Consider the following 15,987-nt stretch of genomic DNA (forward strand, 5'->3'; position numbering starts at 1 on the left):
ATTTTATGGCGCCTTGGCCACTAGAATATCATCAGCTTGATAGCGAGTGCCAACCGGGGATTGGAACTCGGATAGAATGGCACACCAGCCCTGATTTGATTTTCGCCCTCGATCCGGCGTACGCCGGACATAATCAGCGGTGACGGCGGCCACTCGACGGCATTAATTACCGATTTCAACATTCGCCCACCGAATACTGCGAATTAAATACCGATCGCTCGAAGCGGCACATTCAAAATAGCAGGAGGCCTCTATATGACTCGCCCGTTTATTGTTCTCGGGGACAAGCACAGTCATGGCGGCGTCGTGACCAGTGCGTCAGGCATCGCCAAAATCGACGGCAAGGGAATTGCCCGTCGCAACGACACGGTTACCTGCCCGCTTCACGGCGTCAATTACATCGATGAAGGCGACGACACCGCGATTATCGAAAGTCGCGCCGTCGCCCGGGATGGCCACAAGACGAAGTGCGGCGCGATCCTGATCGCCAGCCAGTCGAATACCGGCAGCGAATGAGCACGGTACCCGACTCTCCGGCCGATCGCACGGGCGGGCGATCGCCGGTTCGCGCGGCCATCCGGGTGGCCATCGCGTTCGTCGCGGTCTGGCTGTTGGCCGCCGGGTACTGGAAAGCGACCGGCCACGTGCCGAGCGTCAAGGAACTGTTCATGGCCGGCGTCGGCGTGCCGCTTTTGCTCGTCATCGGGGTAGCCAGTATCCGCAAGGGTTTCGCGCCGGTGCCCGCCCCGGCACCGAAACCCGTGCCGCAAGCGGGTGGCGCGCCGGCCGCAACGACCGACGACGATCCGTCGCTCACGTGGACGATGGCGCTGCTGGATGCAAGCCTGCGCCTGCCGGCGGGCATGCATGTCGAGGACGTGCTCGCGCTTGCCGGCGACGGCCAGGTCGTCGGGCTGCATCCGACGCTGCAGCGACTTGACGGCACGAAGGTATTCGCGGCGACCGCCGCGTCGATCTGGCGCGACGATCCCGATGACGGCATGCTCGCGCTCGACGTCATGCCGAGCGAAAACGACGAGCAGCGCCGCGCGATGATGCTGGCCGCCGAAGCGATCGACGAGCTGATGGCGCGCCATGCCACCACCCCTGTCACGCCGCCCGGCGAAACGTCGCGGGGCGCCGTACCGCCATTCGTGCTGCACCTTCTGCTGCCGGAGCGCTGGCGCGCCGATGCACCGGCACTCGCGGCCTGGCTCGACCGGCACCTCGAACGCGGTCGCTGGCGGCCGGCCGTCGAGCCGGCACAGGTCACGTTCGTTGCGCACCCGGTTGACGCACTCGCCGCGCTCGATGCCCTGAACGTCGAGCTTCACCGGACGCACGCGACGGCCCGGCATCTCGTGCTGGCGTGCGACTCGACGCTGAGCCAACCGACGGTGAACGCGCTCGACCAGGCCGGCCGGTTGTTTGCGCACAATCGTCCCGACGGCCAGGTGCTCGGCGAAGGCGCATGCGCGCTCCTGCTCGCGCTGCCGATGGCGGCCGGCACGCCGGACACGCCGCGGATTCATCGGCTCGCGATCGCCGAACAGCGCACATCGACCGGGCAACCGGACGGCGATACGGTTGCCGGGCTGCTTCGACAGGCCGTTGCCCGAATGACGGACGCCGAACCGGCCCTGGCCGGCTGCGCCCTCGTGAGCGACGCGGACCAGCGCAGCAGCCGTCGCGCGGAGATCGGCGATGCGGCCCAGCGCACGTGGCCCGACGACCCCGACATCCGGCTGCGTTGCCGGCACCTGGGCATCGCGAACGGCGATGGCGGCGGCGCGCTGGCGCTCGGGCTGATCGCCGCGGCCAGCGCGCACGCAGTCGACGCCCAACGGCCGGCACTGGTGGTTTCGATCAGCGACCCGCTGATGCGCGGCGCTGTCGTCGTCAGCCATCACGTCGCGCTCGACGCGAATGCCAGTTCGCCGCCCGCGTAAGGGCCGTCGGCTTTCGTCACGCGTGGCGGTACCGACGACGGCACGCCAGTCCGCTCAAGTCAGGAATCCGTTGCCGGCGCAGCGCGGGCAGCGCAACAACATGTCGCCGGTGCGGCTGGAGAAGACGATCAGCTGGGTGAAACTGCTGGTCGTCACGTGCAGGCGCAGCAGCCTGTCCATGACCTGCGCAAATGCATGAATGCCGGTGCCCGTGCCGACGAACGCGTCTTCGTCGACGGTCAGGTGAAGCTCGATCCCGCGGACGATGCCCGCGAAGTCTCGCTCGGTCACCCAGGCCGTCACCGCCTGCTGCGTCAGTTTCACCACGCCGTCGATCAGCCGGACCGACGGGGCCGACCGTTGCAGGTCGTGCAGCGCAAGCAAGTCCCGAACAGGGCCCGCGCCGCCCGTCAGCGACACGGCATTGAGCGACAGTTGCGAAATCAGTCGCCACTGCGCACCGCGTTCGTGCCGGGGATGCAACGAGCGGGTCGGCCGGTGCAGCAACGCAATCCGCCGTGCCAGGCTGCCGCCCTCCATCATCAGGTCGCCCATCGGCGAACCGTAGCCTAGCCGCTCGGGCAGATCGCCGTTGCTGCAGGTGAGCCGGATGTCGAGCGCCGGCGGCGGCGCCCGGCGCGCGAGATCGCCGCTCACGAACGTCAGCGTCACGTCCTCTCCGGGACGCCCCGGCGTCGCCCGGTGATCGAGGCCGGCTTGCCAGTAGAGTGCCGCCGCCCCCGCATGCCGACCGTGGCGCAGCGAGTGCAGCGGATCGATTGCCACGGCCTGGTTACCTTGCGGCGACGCTTCCACCTGCGCGACCGAATCGACCGAATAGATCGCGCACGCATGGGCGCTCTGCTCGTCGGCCTCCAGCGCGTATGCGTCGGCGGCGTCCGACGTGCTCGATCGCTCGCCCAGTTTGCCCACCGCCTCGAACAGGTTGACGACCGGCGTGCAGCCGGGCACCAGGTGACTCGCATCGAGCGCTGCCAGCGCCTGCGCGGCCGCGGATTCGGCCGGCATGTCCTTCAACACGAGATGCATGCTGAACTGCTTGCCGCCCAGGCGGCCGGCCTGGCGCAGATCGCAGTCGAAGAAGCCGAACTTTTCCGGGTACGCGAAGAACTCCGTCAGCAGCAGGTAGGCCGGGTCCGCCGACTCGGGATAGGGGACGAGACTGTCCGCGCGGTCCATGCCTGCCGATGTGCAAGGCGTGCCGTCGAGTTCGATCCACCGGCCGCCGTGCTCCGGCTCGACATAAGCGCGCAGTGTCTTCATCGACAGCGCGTCGCGAAGCATCGCGGTAAAGACGGGCGTGCCCTGCGTATAGAGCCGGACCGAGTCCACATTCAGCTCGGCGATCGACAAGTGGGCCGATTGAATCGCAAACGTCAGCGTGATCAGCGCCGTCGCACCGGCGGGCAGGCGCAGCGTTCGCGGCACGTCGGCGAGGGAGCGGAACTGCGCCGCCGTCAGTTGCAGCGGCGACAGCGTGACGTCGTACGCAGTCCGGAACAATATCTTGGATCCGTGCAGCGGCCGGCTGTACAGCTGCGTACCGCGTGGCACGGTAACAGCGGCCGACATCTGGGCCGCCCGGGCGCCGTCCATCTCGAAGTGCGCGATCGAGCATGACGGAAACGCGCGCAGATAGTGCGGGTACAGCGTCTCGAACAATGCCTCGGTAAACCGCGGATAGTCGTCGTCGATGCTGCGGGCCGTACGTGCCGCCATCAACGCAAACGACTCGACCAGGCGCTCGACGTGAAGGTCCATGCTGCCGCTGTCCATCCCGCCGGTCAGCGACAGCCGGCTTGCGATCTTCGGATAGTGCGCGGCGAATTCACGCACGTACTGCCGCAGGAAGGTGAGTTCCCGTTCGTAATAGGACAGCAGGTCTTCCGGACTCATACGTCGTCGTTCTCCGTCGGCAATGCCCTGAAGCAGACGAGATCTGCGAGACGCTGCGGACGTCGGCCCGGCCGGAGCCGACGCGCATCGAACGCAGCATTGCGTCTGCCCTGCGGCCCCTTGCACACCATCGGAAACCGCCGAATGCCGGTGCGGGACACGTGCGAGGCATTGAAACGCGATGCGAAAGCACGCCGACCAACGCGGCGCGAACAGCGTCATTGTGCACGTGCAATCATGTCCGGAACCAGTTCGCTTCGCAACGAAGTGCCCACGCCGCCAGCACCGCGCGACCGCCCTGCGTCATGCCCACCAACAAGAACGAAGCCCGGCGCACTTTCATGCGCCGGGCTCCCGAACCTGCACGGTAACGCTGCCCCGCCTTACTTCCGGTCGAGCGAATACCGCCCCGGGCCAGTCAGCGCGAGCAACAGCAGCCCGCCGATGATGCTCACGTTCTTGTAGAAGTTGATCATCGCCATGTATTGCTCCATCCCCTGCAGCGCCCAGTAGCGATGGCCGATCAGCGCGGTCGCGAGCGTATAGGCGGCGAACACCAGTGCGAGCGGACGCGTATAGAAGCCGATCGCGATCAACAGGCCACCGGCCAGTTCGACCCCGACCGCGATCGCGGCGGCCAGCTCGGGCGCCGGATTCCCCGTCGACGCCATGTACGCGACCGTGCCCGAGAAGCCGTTCAGCTTCTGCCAGCCGAACAGCACGAACAGGATCATCAACAGTACGCGAGCCGCCAGCAGCAGCTCGTCCTTCTTCGACTCCAGTGAAACGTAACGCATGGCAATCACCCTTGAATTGACGGTTTGATGCATCCGGTGCCGATATGCGCCGAATCGGCGCGCCTGGTCGGCAACGAACCACTCCTCGCACAATCGGACAGCAGGCCGGCTGGCCTGCCGCCGAAGAATCCGCTCGGTCGCACCGTTTTTTGGTGCGCTCCGGATCGGTTCTGGCGAAGCACGGATGCAGTCTACTGTCTCCTCAAAAATCATCAATCCGTCAAAACAAGATTCGCTGTCACGATCAAGTGGACAATCGAGCGAAACAAGGCCGTGAAGCAGCAGCAATGAATCCGGTCAAATGGCCCTGCCCTCATGTTTCGAGAACATGAAAGCCGTCCATTCATATCCGGTTTCCGTATCCAATCGATATTGAAGCACCAATTATCATGAGCAGGCCACATCGATGCATCTCAATCGTTATTCGACGATACGTTATGTGTACAAACCTGCCATCAGTGAATTAAGTTTCACACTCGACTTTCTTTTCAATTTTCGAAGGCCCCTGTTCCGGGTAAAGACGTCTGGCCTGGAATGCGTATTGGCAAACAAAAAACGTTTCGCGGGCAAGCGGGTTGATGTCGTCCGCAACGCGTTTCGCCCAGTGGACAGGGGCTTCAGCCCGATAGCTGCCGGGAAGAACGCCTCCCGCACATTGCCGATCGATCCGGTGTTTAGCAGAGCAAGCGAAAAAACCGGATCAAACATTCACGGCGCCAGCAAGTTTTAAATGCCGGCAAAAAGCCTTGAATAAATGCAATCTGAACGGTGTGTTAACGGCAAAAAATCGCAAACCTTTAACCCCCACTCCACCACCACATTTCCATCTACACTTTTCACAACAATAATTACAAAAAATTACTAATTAATACGGATTTAAATATACGATAGCGCGCGTCCTTACGTTTTCCCGACACTCCCGTGACTCCCGGAACGCGTCGCTCCGGACACGGCCCGCACGCGCATCGCCGCAGGCCGTCGACAGCCGCTCGTCAAGGGATCGCTTTTCAACCGGAAACCACCCATGACAACGAACATGCCTGTGAACAGCAGCGCGAACACGAACAGCCTGTTGCAACAGGCGGCGCAATCGATCATCAACGGCTCGACCGGCAATGGGTCGATGGATGTCGGCTTGCTCGTCACGACGCTGGTGAACGCGAAGACGGCCGGCCGGGCCGCGGCGCTCGCCGCGTCGCAGCAGACCGGCACCACGCAGATTTCCGCATTCGGCGCGCTGTCGTCCGCGCTGGGCGCGCTCGAAGCGGGCCTCGCCACGCTGGCGAATGGCGGGCTGCAGTCGACGTTCACCGCGGTCGCGAGCGGCAAGGGCCTGACCGCGACGCCGAGTGCAGGCGCGGTTGCCGGCACCTACGCGGTCGGCGTCACGCAGATCGCGACCGCGCAGGCGCTGGCTTCGTCGGGCTTCGACGGGAAGAAGGCGCTCGGCACCGGCACACTGACGCTGTCGCTCGGCAGCCAGTCGTTCAAAGTCGACGTCAACGGCACGAACAACACACTGTCAGGCATCGCGACCGCGATCAACTCCGCAGCGAACAACCCGGGGATCAGCGCGACGGTCATCAACGGCACCGACGGCGCGCACCTCGTGCTCGCGTCGTCGAAGACGGGCTCGGCGAACACGATCAGCGTCGCGGTCGGCAACGTGGCCAACGACAACGGGCTGTCGAACCTCGGCGTCACGTCGACGGCCGGCACGACGGGCGGCCCGTCGACGATCGACTCCGCGAACAGCGCGGCCGCGTGGCGGCAAAGCGCCGTCGCGCAGGACGCGAAGTTCACGGTCAGCGGCATCCCGTCGACGAGCGCGAGCAACACGGTGTCAGGCGTGCTGAACGGCGTCACGCTGAACTTGTCGGCGGCTGCGGTCAGCGCAACCGATACGCAGACGCTGACCGTCAGCCCCGACACGAAGTCGCAGGCGGCCACGATCACGAATTTCGTGAACCAGTACAACACCGTCGTCAAGACGATGGGCGCGCTGTCGAGCTACACGCCAGGGGCGAGCACGCAGGGCACGCTGATCGGCGATTCGACGCTGCACACGATCCGCAACGCCCTCGCGTCGATCGTCGCGCGCGGCGTTCCCAACAAGAACGGCGACGGGCACACGAACCTGACGGCGATTGGCGTCTCCCTCGAGAAGGACGGCACGCTGCGGGCCGACAGCGCGAAGCTCGACAGTGCGCTGAACAACAACTCGTCGGGGGTCGCGCACCTGTTCAACTCGACGAACGGGGTAGGCAAGCAACTGACCGACCAGATCGAGACCTTCACGAAGCGGGGCGGGATGATCGACCTGCGTACGAACGCGCTGGGCGCCGACCTGAAGCGCGTCACGCAGCAACAGACGAATCTGGCCGACTACGCCGCGCAACTGACCAAGCAGTACCAGGCGCAGTTCACGGCACTCAACGCGCTGATGGCCAAGATGAACTCGAACACGCAGTACCTGACGCGGCTGTTCGGCGGGGCCAACAGCAACGGCACGCTGGCGAACAAGTGACGAGCGTGCGGGCCGACCGACGATCGTGGCGGCGGCCGCCGGTCAATGGATCGACCGGCTCGCGCCGCCGCGCACGGTGTCCCGCCTGGAAACCTCACTCACGCGCGGCGGTGCGCGAGCATGCGCCGGGTTCGGTTCCGCGTCTCGCACCGTCAACCTCGGACGGCAGCGCACGCCCGATTACGCAGCAATCCGCCGCCGGAAATGCTCGGTCCCGGCCACGATCTTGTCGAGCACCGCATCGAGCGCCCAGAACCGTTCACGCACGTCGTAATCGATCGCGCGGCAACGGATCGACGCAAACGTGCCGATCCGCTGGTGATAGAGCTTCGCGAGCGCCGGGTAGCCCAGCGCCTCCGACACCGCGGAGACGACGAGGAATGTCGAAAGCTCATCCGCCAGCGCCGGATTCGACGCCCCTTGCGTACGCAACCACCGGTACAAGTCCGGATGGAAGTTGGTGAACACGCCGTTGAAGCCGGCGGAACCCGCCTTCATCGCGTCCCAGGCAATCGCGGCGTTCGCGTTGAGGATCTTCAGCGGCGAGCCCTCGGCGAGCGCGACCCGCCGCTTCACCGTCGCCAGGTCGCAGCTCACGTCCTTGAGCATCACGAAGCGGCCCGTGTCGATGCACGCACGCAGTTCGTCATCCGACAGCAGCCGCCGGTAGGGCGCCGGACACTCGTACAGCCCGAGCGGCAGATCCGACGGCAAGCGCGCGAGCAGCCGGTGAAGATGGTCGAGCAACGCGGCACTGCCCTTGCGCTGCGGATCGAGGCGATTGGTCACGAGCACGACGCCCTGTGCGCCCGATTCGGCCGCCGCGCACAGCTCCGCGACCTGCGCGTCGAGATCGTCGCTGATGTGCCCGGACGCCACGACCGGCACGCGCCCGGCCACGCGCTCGACCACGAAGCGCGCGAGTTCCGCGCGTTCGGCCAGGCTCAGGAACTGCATCTCGCTCGACTGCGCGACCGCGAACAACGCATCGGCGCCGTGCGCCAGATACCACTCGATGAGCCGCTCGAGCCCGGCGTAGTCGATCGCGCCGGCATCGTCGAACGGCGTCAGCATCACCGGGACGATGCCCTCGATGGTCACGTTCGATTGCTGCGGGTGTTGCATGTGTTTCTCCTTGCTTCAGTGAAGGCGTGGCGCATACCGCGCGCTCAGGCCGGCAACGGCCCGGGCGCGGCGTTCGCGGCCTGCTCGGGAATCGGCTTGCGCACCAGCAGCAGGTACGCCATCGCGCCCGCAAACGCGATCGCCGCGGCCGTCAGCAGCGCCGGCACGAACGACCACTTCTGCGCAATGATGCCCGTCAGGATCGGCGCGAGCGCGCCGCCGATAAAACCGCCGAAATTCTGGATCGCCCCGAGCGACGCGATGCGGCTCGGCGGCGCGGCCGCCGTCGCGAGCGCCCACGAGCAGGCCGACGCCGCGTTGGCGAGAAAGATCACGACCGAAATGCACGCGAGCGCCACCGTGTTGCTCCGCACGAGCGCGGCGGGAATCGTGAACGCGACCATCCCGAGCATCGCGACCACCACCGCATTGCGCCGGCTCACGACCGGCGAACGGCTGCGGCGCGTGACCAGATCCGACAGCCAGCCGGCCAGCAGCGACCCGACGAACCCGCACAGGAATGGCACCGACGCGGCAAAGCCGGTACGGATCAGGCTCATGTGCCGTTCCATCGTCAGGTAGCCCGGCAGCCAGGTCAGGTACACCCAGTTCAGGTACACGGATCCGAAGAAGCCGATCAGCATCCCCCAGGTCGTGCCGTGCGAAAACAGGCTGCGCCATTCGGCGAACGTCAGTTTCGGTGCGGCGACCGCGCTTTGCGCGTCGGCATCGAGATAGCTGCGCTCGGTGGCCGTCAGTTGCGCGCGCACCGGATCGCGATACAGCGCGAACCAGACGACGGCGACGACGAGACCGAGTGCGCCCGTCGCGATGAACGCCCAGCGCCAGTCGAACGACGCGACGAGGATCGACAGCAGCAACGGCGCGAGCGCGGTGCCGAGCGGCGACGCGGCGTTGAAAATGCCGGTCGGCGTGCCGCGCGCGCGCAACGGAAACCAGTTGCTCACCACCCGCGCGGCCGACGGGAACTGCGGCGCTTCGCCGATGCCGAGCACGATGCGCGCGACGATGAACCAGCCGAAGGTCGACACGATGCCGCCCGCCGCCTGCGCGAACGACCAGACGATCAGGCCGATCCCGAGCAGCCGGCGCGGGCCGATGCGGTCGACCAGCCCGCCGACCGGGAACTGGCACAGCGCATAGCTCCACGAGAAGGCCGACAGCAGCAGCCCCATCTGCGCGAGCGACAGGCCGAGATCGCCGCGGATCGCCGAGCTTGCGACGGCCAGCGTGCCGCGATCGAGGTAGTTGACGATGCCGCTCACCATCAACAGCGCGAGCGCGATGCGTTGCCCGCGCCGGATACGCGGCGGTGCGGGCGGAACAGTCGGGGTTTCGTTCATTGCGGTTGTCTCCATGTCACCGATATCGGCCGGTTCCGGCCTGTCCGTCTGATGCGGAATTCAGGGTTCCAGGCGCGCTACTTCGTCGCGCGTGGGAATCGAGGTCTGCGCGCCGTAGCGCGTCACGCTGATCGCGGCGGCGCGCTGGCCGAAGCCGATTGCGTCGTCCATCGACGCACCGCCCGCGCGGGCAGCCGCGAATCCGCCGACGAAGGTGTCGCCGGCCGCGGTCGTATCGACGGCGACCACCGGCATCGCCGGCAGGCGGCCGTTGCCCGCACCGCCGCGCCAGCACACGCCGCGCGCGCCAAGCGTCACCAGCACGTTGCCGACGCCCTTCGCGCACAGCGCATCGGCGGCACGCACGGCCGACGCGTCGTCGCCGACGGCGATGCCGGTCAGCGATTCGGCTTCGGTTTCGTTGACGACGAGGTAGTCGACCCGTGCGAGCAACGCGTCGAACAGCGGCTGCGCGGGTGCGGGATTGAGCAGCACCGGCGTGTGATGCGCGGAGGCGCAGGCAATGGCCCGCGCGACGGTCGCCACCGGCACTTCGAGCTGGCACACGAGCATCGCGGCGCCCGCGATCGCGTCGCGTGCCGCGTCGATCCGGTCGGCATCGAGACGCGCATTCGCGCCGGGCACGACGACGATGCTGTTCGCCCCGCCCGCGTCGACCGTGATCGTGGCCACCCCGGTCGCCGTGCCGCCGATCCGGTCCAGGTGCGTCACGTCGATGCCCTCGGCCGACAACGCGTCGTGCAGGCGCGCACCGAACGCGTCGTCGCCGACGCAGCCGATCATCGCAACCGACGCGCCCAGGCGCGCGGCCGCGACCGCCTGGTTCGCCCCCTTGCCGCCGTGAGCGGTCTGGAAATCCGTACCGAGCAGCGTCTCGCCCGGCACCGGCAGGCGCGGCGCGCGCGTGACGAGGTCGATGTTCACGCTGCCGACGACAGCGATGCGAGGTGGATAGGTGTAGCTCATTTTCGAATGTAATCGCTTACATTTGCGACGGACAAAATGGCCGGAGTGGCCGTCGTCGATGAAAATCTCACGATGTGGATAGAATATGGGTCTGACATAATACGGAAGCACGTCAAGATAGCGCTTACATTCTCACAGGGTCGAGCGGGAATGCAAGCGGCGCCACCATGAATCGAGGGTAAACATTGACGCATTTGACAACTCGTAGCGCCGCCATCGCCGCTACGCCGGGAGACAGCCGATGAGCTCGCCCCCGTCCCGCGCCGGTGCGCCCCGCGCGCGCCGCGGCAGCGGCCGCTCGGTGCTCGGCGATGTCGCGAAGCTGGCCGGCGTATCGACCGCGACCGTCTCGCGCGTGTACAACGATCCCGGCAAGGTGTCGGCCGACGTGCAGCAGCGCGTGCGCGACGCGGCGCGTACCCTGAACTGGATTCCGAATGCGGCGGGCCGCGCGCTCGCGTCCACGCGCACCCACATCACCGGCGCGATCATTCCGACGCTCGACGACCAGGTGTTCGCGTCGCAGGTCGCGGGCATGCAGGCGGTCATGGCCGAGCACGGCATCACGCTGTTCCTCGGCTGCTCGAACTACGATCCCGCGCAGGCGCTGGCCCAGGTGCGCGCGATGCTGTCGCGCGGCGTGGAAGCCGTGTCGCTCGTCGGTGAAGCGTATCCGCCGGAACTGTTCGAACTGCTCGCGATGCACCGCGTGCCGTACGTCGTCACGTATGCGTATCGCGACGACAGCCCGCACTGCTGCATCGGCTTCGACAACCGCGCGGCGTTCGCGCGGCTCACCACCCACCTGCTCGACCTCGGCCACCGCGATTTCGCGATCATCATGCAGCCGTCAGCCGACAACGACCGCGTGCAGGCCCGCCTGCGCGGCATTCACGACACGCTGGCCGCGCGCGGGCTCGCGGTGCGCCCCGTCCATCAGCACGAAGGCGCGGCCACGATCGCGTTCGGGCGAGCGAGCCTGAGGGCGATCGCCGGCAGCGATGCAGCCACACGGCCGACGGCCGTGATCTGCGGCAACGACGCGCTCGCGCTGGGCGCGTTGCTCGAAGCGCAGGCGCTCGGCATCGACGTGCCCGCGCAATTGTCGATCACCGGCTTCGACGATATCGCGCTCGCGCGCGAAATCCAGCCGCCGCTGACGACGATGTGGGTCGATACCGATGCGATCGGACGTCAGGCTGCCCAGGCGTTGCTCGATGCGCTCGAAAACGGCGCGACAGGGCCGGGGCATGCGGTGCTGCCGGAGTTGCGCACGCGGGAATCGGCGGCGGCGCCGGCGCAGGTTCAGGTAGCGCGCAAGAAATGAAGACGCGCCGGGCGGCTGCGGCTGCGGCTGCGGCTGCCCGGCCCGCCCGCCCGCCCGTCACTGCATCACGTCGACCGGCAGCGTCTTGTCGAGATTGTCGTGCCACGCCTGGATGGTCTTCGGCACGCGCTTGTTCCACGCCGGTACGTTCGTGTAATAGCGCATCCGGACATCGTTCTTCGCGTCGAACACGAGCAGCCCGATCCACAGATCGTGACCGCGCCGCATCACGATCGCGGCATTCGTCGTCGCGATGCCGCGCACCCAGTACGAATTCACGTGCGCGTCGAGCCCGTCGAGATCCTTCTCGTCGGCGCTGTAATTGACGTTGTCGACGAGCGTCTGGTAATCGGCGCCGAGCAGCTTGTGCGCGGTCGCGTTCTGCGTCGCGTCGTCGACGACCTTGAGGCTCAGCAGGTCGGCCGCCGGTTTGGCCTGGAACTGCGACGCGGTCACATACTTGCCGCCGTAGAAAACACCCGAGCCGGCACCGCAATCGAAATCCGCCCCGTGTTGCGTGACGCCGATACGCCCGCCCTTCCGTTCGAAATCGAGCCGGCATTTGTCCTTGCGGTAAGTGCCGCTATCGCCGTGCAGCACGATGTCGCCGTCGAGCCCGCCCGTATTGGCGCCGTTGTTGCCGCCCAGCTCGAAATGCAGACGCGGCGCCGTGCCGGTGAACGTCAGCACGCCGCCGAACGACGGGTTGTCGCTCGTCATGTACCACGTCTGCTGCCAGCGGTCGGCCGCCAGCGGCGTGCCGTTCAGGCTCGCGAGCCGTTCACGGTAGCGATCGCCGAGGCACTGCTCGTCGCCGCCGCATCGGTCGCGCTGCTTGAGCCACTTCAATTGCGCGGCCTTCAGCGCGGCCGTATCGCCGCCTTTCGCGAGTGCCTGCTTCCACGTCGCCGCGAGGTCGCCGTCGAGTTTCGACAGCGTGGCATCCGCGCAGATCGCCTTCTCGGTCGGCGACGCGGCTTTCGCACAGTCGAAGCCGGCGGCATGCGCGGCGATCGGCAGTAGTGTCAGCAACGCGGCAGCCGCGACGGATCGCAGACGCATGTGCGATGCATCACGTGCGGGAATCGCGGTTTGCCCGCGTGCATTCGATCGGTTCTCGATGGTCATCGGCTTGGCTCGTCGCAGAATCGCACGCCTGTAGAAGCTACCTGCACGCGGCATTCGAGGTAAAAACGCCCGGCCCGGCACGTGGCGCGTGCCGTTGCTCGCCGAAGCCTAACCCGAATGCGCGGCGCCGATCAATCGACAGTCGATGTCAGCGCAACCGTCGAGGCAGCCACGCTGCATTGCACGATGCCTTCACGCAATGCAGCTTCCACGGCGGTATCGATGAACCCGATGAACACCATCACGCCGTCTCCGTCGTGCGCGGCCAGCCCCTCGTTCTCCATCGACGAAAACCGGATGCGCCGCGCGGCAACCTGACAAACGCGCGTCGCGACCGTGCCCTCCGCGTCGGCCACGCGCACGATGCCCTTCGCGCGCAGGATCGTGCGCGGCAACGCCTTCAGCCATGCACGCAGCCGCGCCTTGTCGAGCACGTCCGGCGCGGCGACGGTAACGCTCGCGAACGGCGGCATCGCGTCGTGTCCGATCGCCCGGTGCGCGCACGCAAGACCCGCCGGCATCGCGCCGCGATCGGGTACGACCGCATCGAACAGCAGCGCAAGCGGAATCTCGCCATGTCGCGCGGCGACGACGACATCGGTCGGCGCACACGCGCGCACGTCGTCGAGCACCGCATCGCGCTGTGCCGGAGTTACGCGGTCGAGCTTGGTCACGACGATCGCGCCCGCGCCGTCGAGCTGGCGTTGCGCCATCGCGCCGACGAGCGGATCGGCGAGCGTGTCGCGCCACGCGAGCGCATCGGCGACGACGAGCACCGACGTCAGCCGGAATGCACCGTTCAGCAGCCCGATCTGCGCGATCTTCGCGGGATCGGCCACGCCGCTCGCTTCGACGAGCAGCAGTTCGGGCCGCACGTCGCGCGTCGCGACGCGTGTGAGCGCATCGACGAGCGCGCCGCCGATCGTGCAGCAGATGCAGCCGTTGTCGAGCTCGATCACGTCGTCGCCGCGCGCACGCACCAGGCGCGCATCGATGTTCACCGCGCCGAAATCGTTGACGAGTACCGCGATGCGCCGGCCATGCGGCGCCTGCAGGATCGCGTTGACGACTGTCGTCTTGCCCGCGCCGAGATAGCCGCCGATCACCGCGAGATCGATCGGCGCGGGTGTGGAAGCAGTGGGCACAGCGGCCTCGGCCTGCGTACTCATCGCGGCGACCGGAACACGCGCCCGCCGAGCACGGTGCCCCACACGGCGAGTTCCTTCAACCGTGCGGGCGCGCAGACCGACGGATCGTCGTCGAGCACCGCGAAATCCGCGAACTTGCCGATCTCGATGCTGCCGACGAGATGGTCCATCCGCAACGTATAGGCCGCGCCGAGCGTGATCGCATGTAGCGCGTCATCGACTGAAAGCCGCTCGCCTTCGCCGAGCACGCGGCCGGACGCCGTCTCGCGCTGCACCGCGCACCATGCGGTGAACAGCGGATTCAGCGGCGTGATCGGCGCATCCGAATGCAAGGCGAACGGAATGCCGAGCCGCTGCGCCGAGCCGGCCGCATCCATCCGGTTCGCGCGATCGGGGCCGATGGTCTGGCTGTAATGCGCATCGCCCCAGTAGTACAGATGATTCGCGAAGAAGTTCACGCACATCCCGAGCGCGCGCACGCGCTTCAACTGCGCGGCGTCCGCCATCTGGCAATGCTGCAGCGTATGGCGATGATCGGGGCGCGGATGGCGCGCGAGCAGCGTCGTCATCGCGTCGAGCACGACGTCGGTCGCTTCGTCGCCGTTGGTATGCACGTGCAGTTGCAGCCCCGCGCGATGAAACGGCTCGAACACGTCGACGAGTTGCGCGGGCGGAATCAGCCACAACCCGTTCGGCTGCCCGCCCGCATAACCGGGCCAGCGCACGCGCGCCGTGAAGCCCTGGATCGAGCCGTCGACGATGAACTTCACAGGGCCGAAATGCAGCTTGTCGGTATTGCGCTCGATCTCCGCGAGCACGCTGTCGGCCGAGCGCGCCGGATTGCGCTGCGGCGCGAACGCCGGCACGATCCGCACCGGGTAATCGGGATCGGCGGTGACGTCGCGCAGCGTGCGGTTGCCGTCGGCCGACAGGTCGTTGACGAGATCGGTGGCCGTCGTCACGCCCGCAAGCTGCGCGACGCGCCCGAAATTCCAGACGGCGTGCGGCTTCTCGCTCGCTGAAATCGCGAGCTTGCCGCCGATCGTCTGATACACCGGCAGCATCGCCGCGAATTCCTGCAACTCGCCGGTCGGACGGCCGTCGGCATCGCGCGTCACGCCGTCGATGTCGGTGTCCTCGTCGATGCCCGCGCGCGCGAGCATCGCGCCGTTCACGTTCATCAGGTGCACGCTCGCATGCAGGATCGCGATCGGCCGCTGCGCGGACACGCGGTCGAGTTCGCGCGTCGTCAGCCGCGCGGTGCCGAAGAAGATCGGATCGAAGCCCCACGCGAGCAGCGGCCCGTCGTCGGTCATCGCGCGCTCGGCCTCGGCGAGCCGTGCGAGCACCGCGTCGAGCGAGCGCAGCCCCGGCCACAGCGTGCCGTCGGGGCCGCGCCGGTCGTAGTAGCCGACGTACACGGCGTCCCACATCGCGCCTTCCATCAGGTGGCAATGCCCTTCGACGAGCCCCGGCATCAGCACCTTGTCGCGCAGCGTGTCGTCGGTCGTGCAGGCGCCGAACCGCGCGTGCCACGTGGCGGCGTCGGCAGCATCGCCGACCGCGAGGATGCGGCCGTCGCGCACGGCGACGTGCGTGGCCGACGGCTGCACCGTGTTCATCGTCAGGATGCGGCGCGCCGTGAACACCGTCACGGGCACGGCCGGGGTTGCGGATGCTGGCATGGGATGCGGTTCTCCTTGCGGCGGAACGCCGAT

The 15,987-nt window shown here is 67.0% G+C and carries 13 protein-coding genes; 5 read left to right on the forward strand and 8 right to left on the reverse strand.

All coding sequences use genetic code 11. The annotated features are described in order from the left end of the window. The first annotated feature begins 255 nt into the window (after positions 1–255). Positions 256–516, forward strand: a complete 261-nt coding sequence (locus tag BCEP18194_RS05330; RefSeq protein ID WP_011350302.1) for a PAAR domain-containing protein — start codon at positions 256–258, stop codon at positions 514–516. After that, entirely contained in the window at positions 513–1,949 is a 1,437-nt protein-coding gene (locus BCEP18194_RS05335) for a hypothetical protein (RefSeq protein WP_011350303.1), read from the forward strand. The genes BCEP18194_RS05330 and BCEP18194_RS05335 overlap by 4 nt, the downstream gene beginning before the upstream one ends. A gap of 54 nt (positions 1,950–2,003) precedes the next feature. Here BCEP18194_RS05335 and tssF read toward each other — a convergent pair whose 3' ends face one another. Together tssF and BCEP18194_RS05345 are read right to left on the reverse strand one after the other, a co-directional pair. Then, entirely contained in the window at positions 2,004–3,866 is a 1,863-nt protein-coding gene (gene tssF / locus BCEP18194_RS05340) for a type VI secretion system baseplate subunit TssF (RefSeq protein WP_011350304.1), read from the reverse strand. 383 nt (positions 3,867–4,249) lie between these two features. Further along, a complete protein-coding gene (locus BCEP18194_RS05345) occupies positions 4,250–4,663 on the reverse strand; it encodes a DoxX family protein (protein ID WP_011350305.1) in 414 nt (137 codons plus the stop codon). Positions 4,664–5,069: 406 nt separating this feature from the next. Here BCEP18194_RS05345 and BCEP18194_RS41080 point away from each other — a divergent pair, with 406 nt between their 5' ends. Both BCEP18194_RS41080 and fliD read left to right on the forward strand, forming a co-directional pair. Beyond that, entirely contained in the window at positions 5,070–5,393 is a 324-nt protein-coding gene (locus tag BCEP18194_RS41080; protein ID WP_157687127.1) for a hypothetical protein, read from the forward strand. A gap of 294 nt (positions 5,394–5,687) precedes the next feature. Then, positions 5,688–7,190, forward strand: coding sequence for a flagellar filament capping protein FliD (gene fliD, locus BCEP18194_RS05350; protein ID WP_011350306.1), 1,503 nt, complete (start codon positions 5,688–5,690; stop codon positions 7,188–7,190). A 180-nt stretch (positions 7,191–7,370) separates the two neighbouring features. On the opposite strand, the gene BCEP18194_RS05355 is transcribed toward fliD, so the two are convergent. From BCEP18194_RS05355 to rbsK, 3 genes are read right to left on the reverse strand one after another with little or no spacing between them, the layout of a single operon-like run. Further along, positions 7,371–8,315, reverse strand: coding sequence for a dihydrodipicolinate synthase family protein (locus BCEP18194_RS05355; protein ID WP_011350307.1), 945 nt, complete (start codon positions 8,313–8,315; stop codon positions 7,371–7,373). Between the two features lie 44 nt (positions 8,316–8,359). Continuing rightward, positions 8,360–9,679, reverse strand: coding sequence for an MFS transporter (locus BCEP18194_RS05360; RefSeq protein WP_011350308.1), 1,320 nt, complete (start codon positions 9,677–9,679; stop codon positions 8,360–8,362). 60 nt (positions 9,680–9,739) lie between these two features. Next, on the reverse strand, positions 9,740–10,666 hold the full coding sequence (gene rbsK / locus BCEP18194_RS05365) for a ribokinase (protein WP_011350309.1): 927 nt from the start codon (positions 10,664–10,666) through the stop codon (positions 9,740–9,742). 241 nt (positions 10,667–10,907) lie between these two features. Here rbsK and BCEP18194_RS05370 point away from each other — a divergent pair, with 241 nt between their 5' ends. Continuing rightward, positions 10,908–11,993: a LacI family DNA-binding transcriptional regulator gene (locus BCEP18194_RS05370; RefSeq protein ID WP_011350310.1), complete on the forward strand. Its 1,086-nt coding sequence runs from the start codon at positions 10,908–10,910 to the stop codon at positions 11,991–11,993. 57 nt (positions 11,994–12,050) lie between these two features. On the opposite strand, the gene BCEP18194_RS05375 is transcribed toward BCEP18194_RS05370, so the two are convergent. The 3 genes from BCEP18194_RS05375 to BCEP18194_RS05385 form a co-directional block, all read right to left on the reverse strand. Further along, positions 12,051–13,055, reverse strand: coding sequence for a lysozyme inhibitor LprI family protein (locus tag BCEP18194_RS05375; RefSeq protein WP_011350311.1), 1,005 nt, complete (start codon positions 13,053–13,055; stop codon positions 12,051–12,053). A gap of 197 nt (positions 13,056–13,252) precedes the next feature. After that, entirely contained in the window at positions 13,253–14,290 is a 1,038-nt protein-coding gene (locus tag BCEP18194_RS05380; RefSeq protein ID WP_011350312.1) for a CobW family GTP-binding protein, read from the reverse strand. Then, the gene (locus BCEP18194_RS05385) at positions 14,287–15,954 is read right to left on the reverse strand and encodes an amidohydrolase (protein ID WP_011350313.1); all 1,668 of its coding nucleotides are present in this window, start codon (positions 15,952–15,954) and stop codon (positions 14,287–14,289) included. The genes BCEP18194_RS05380 and BCEP18194_RS05385 overlap by 4 nt, the downstream gene beginning before the upstream one ends. Between the last annotated feature and the right edge of the window lie 33 nt (positions 15,955–15,987).

The organism is Burkholderia lata, assembly GCF_000012945.1.
Taxonomy (GTDB): domain Bacteria; phylum Pseudomonadota; class Gammaproteobacteria; order Burkholderiales; family Burkholderiaceae; genus Burkholderia; species Burkholderia lata.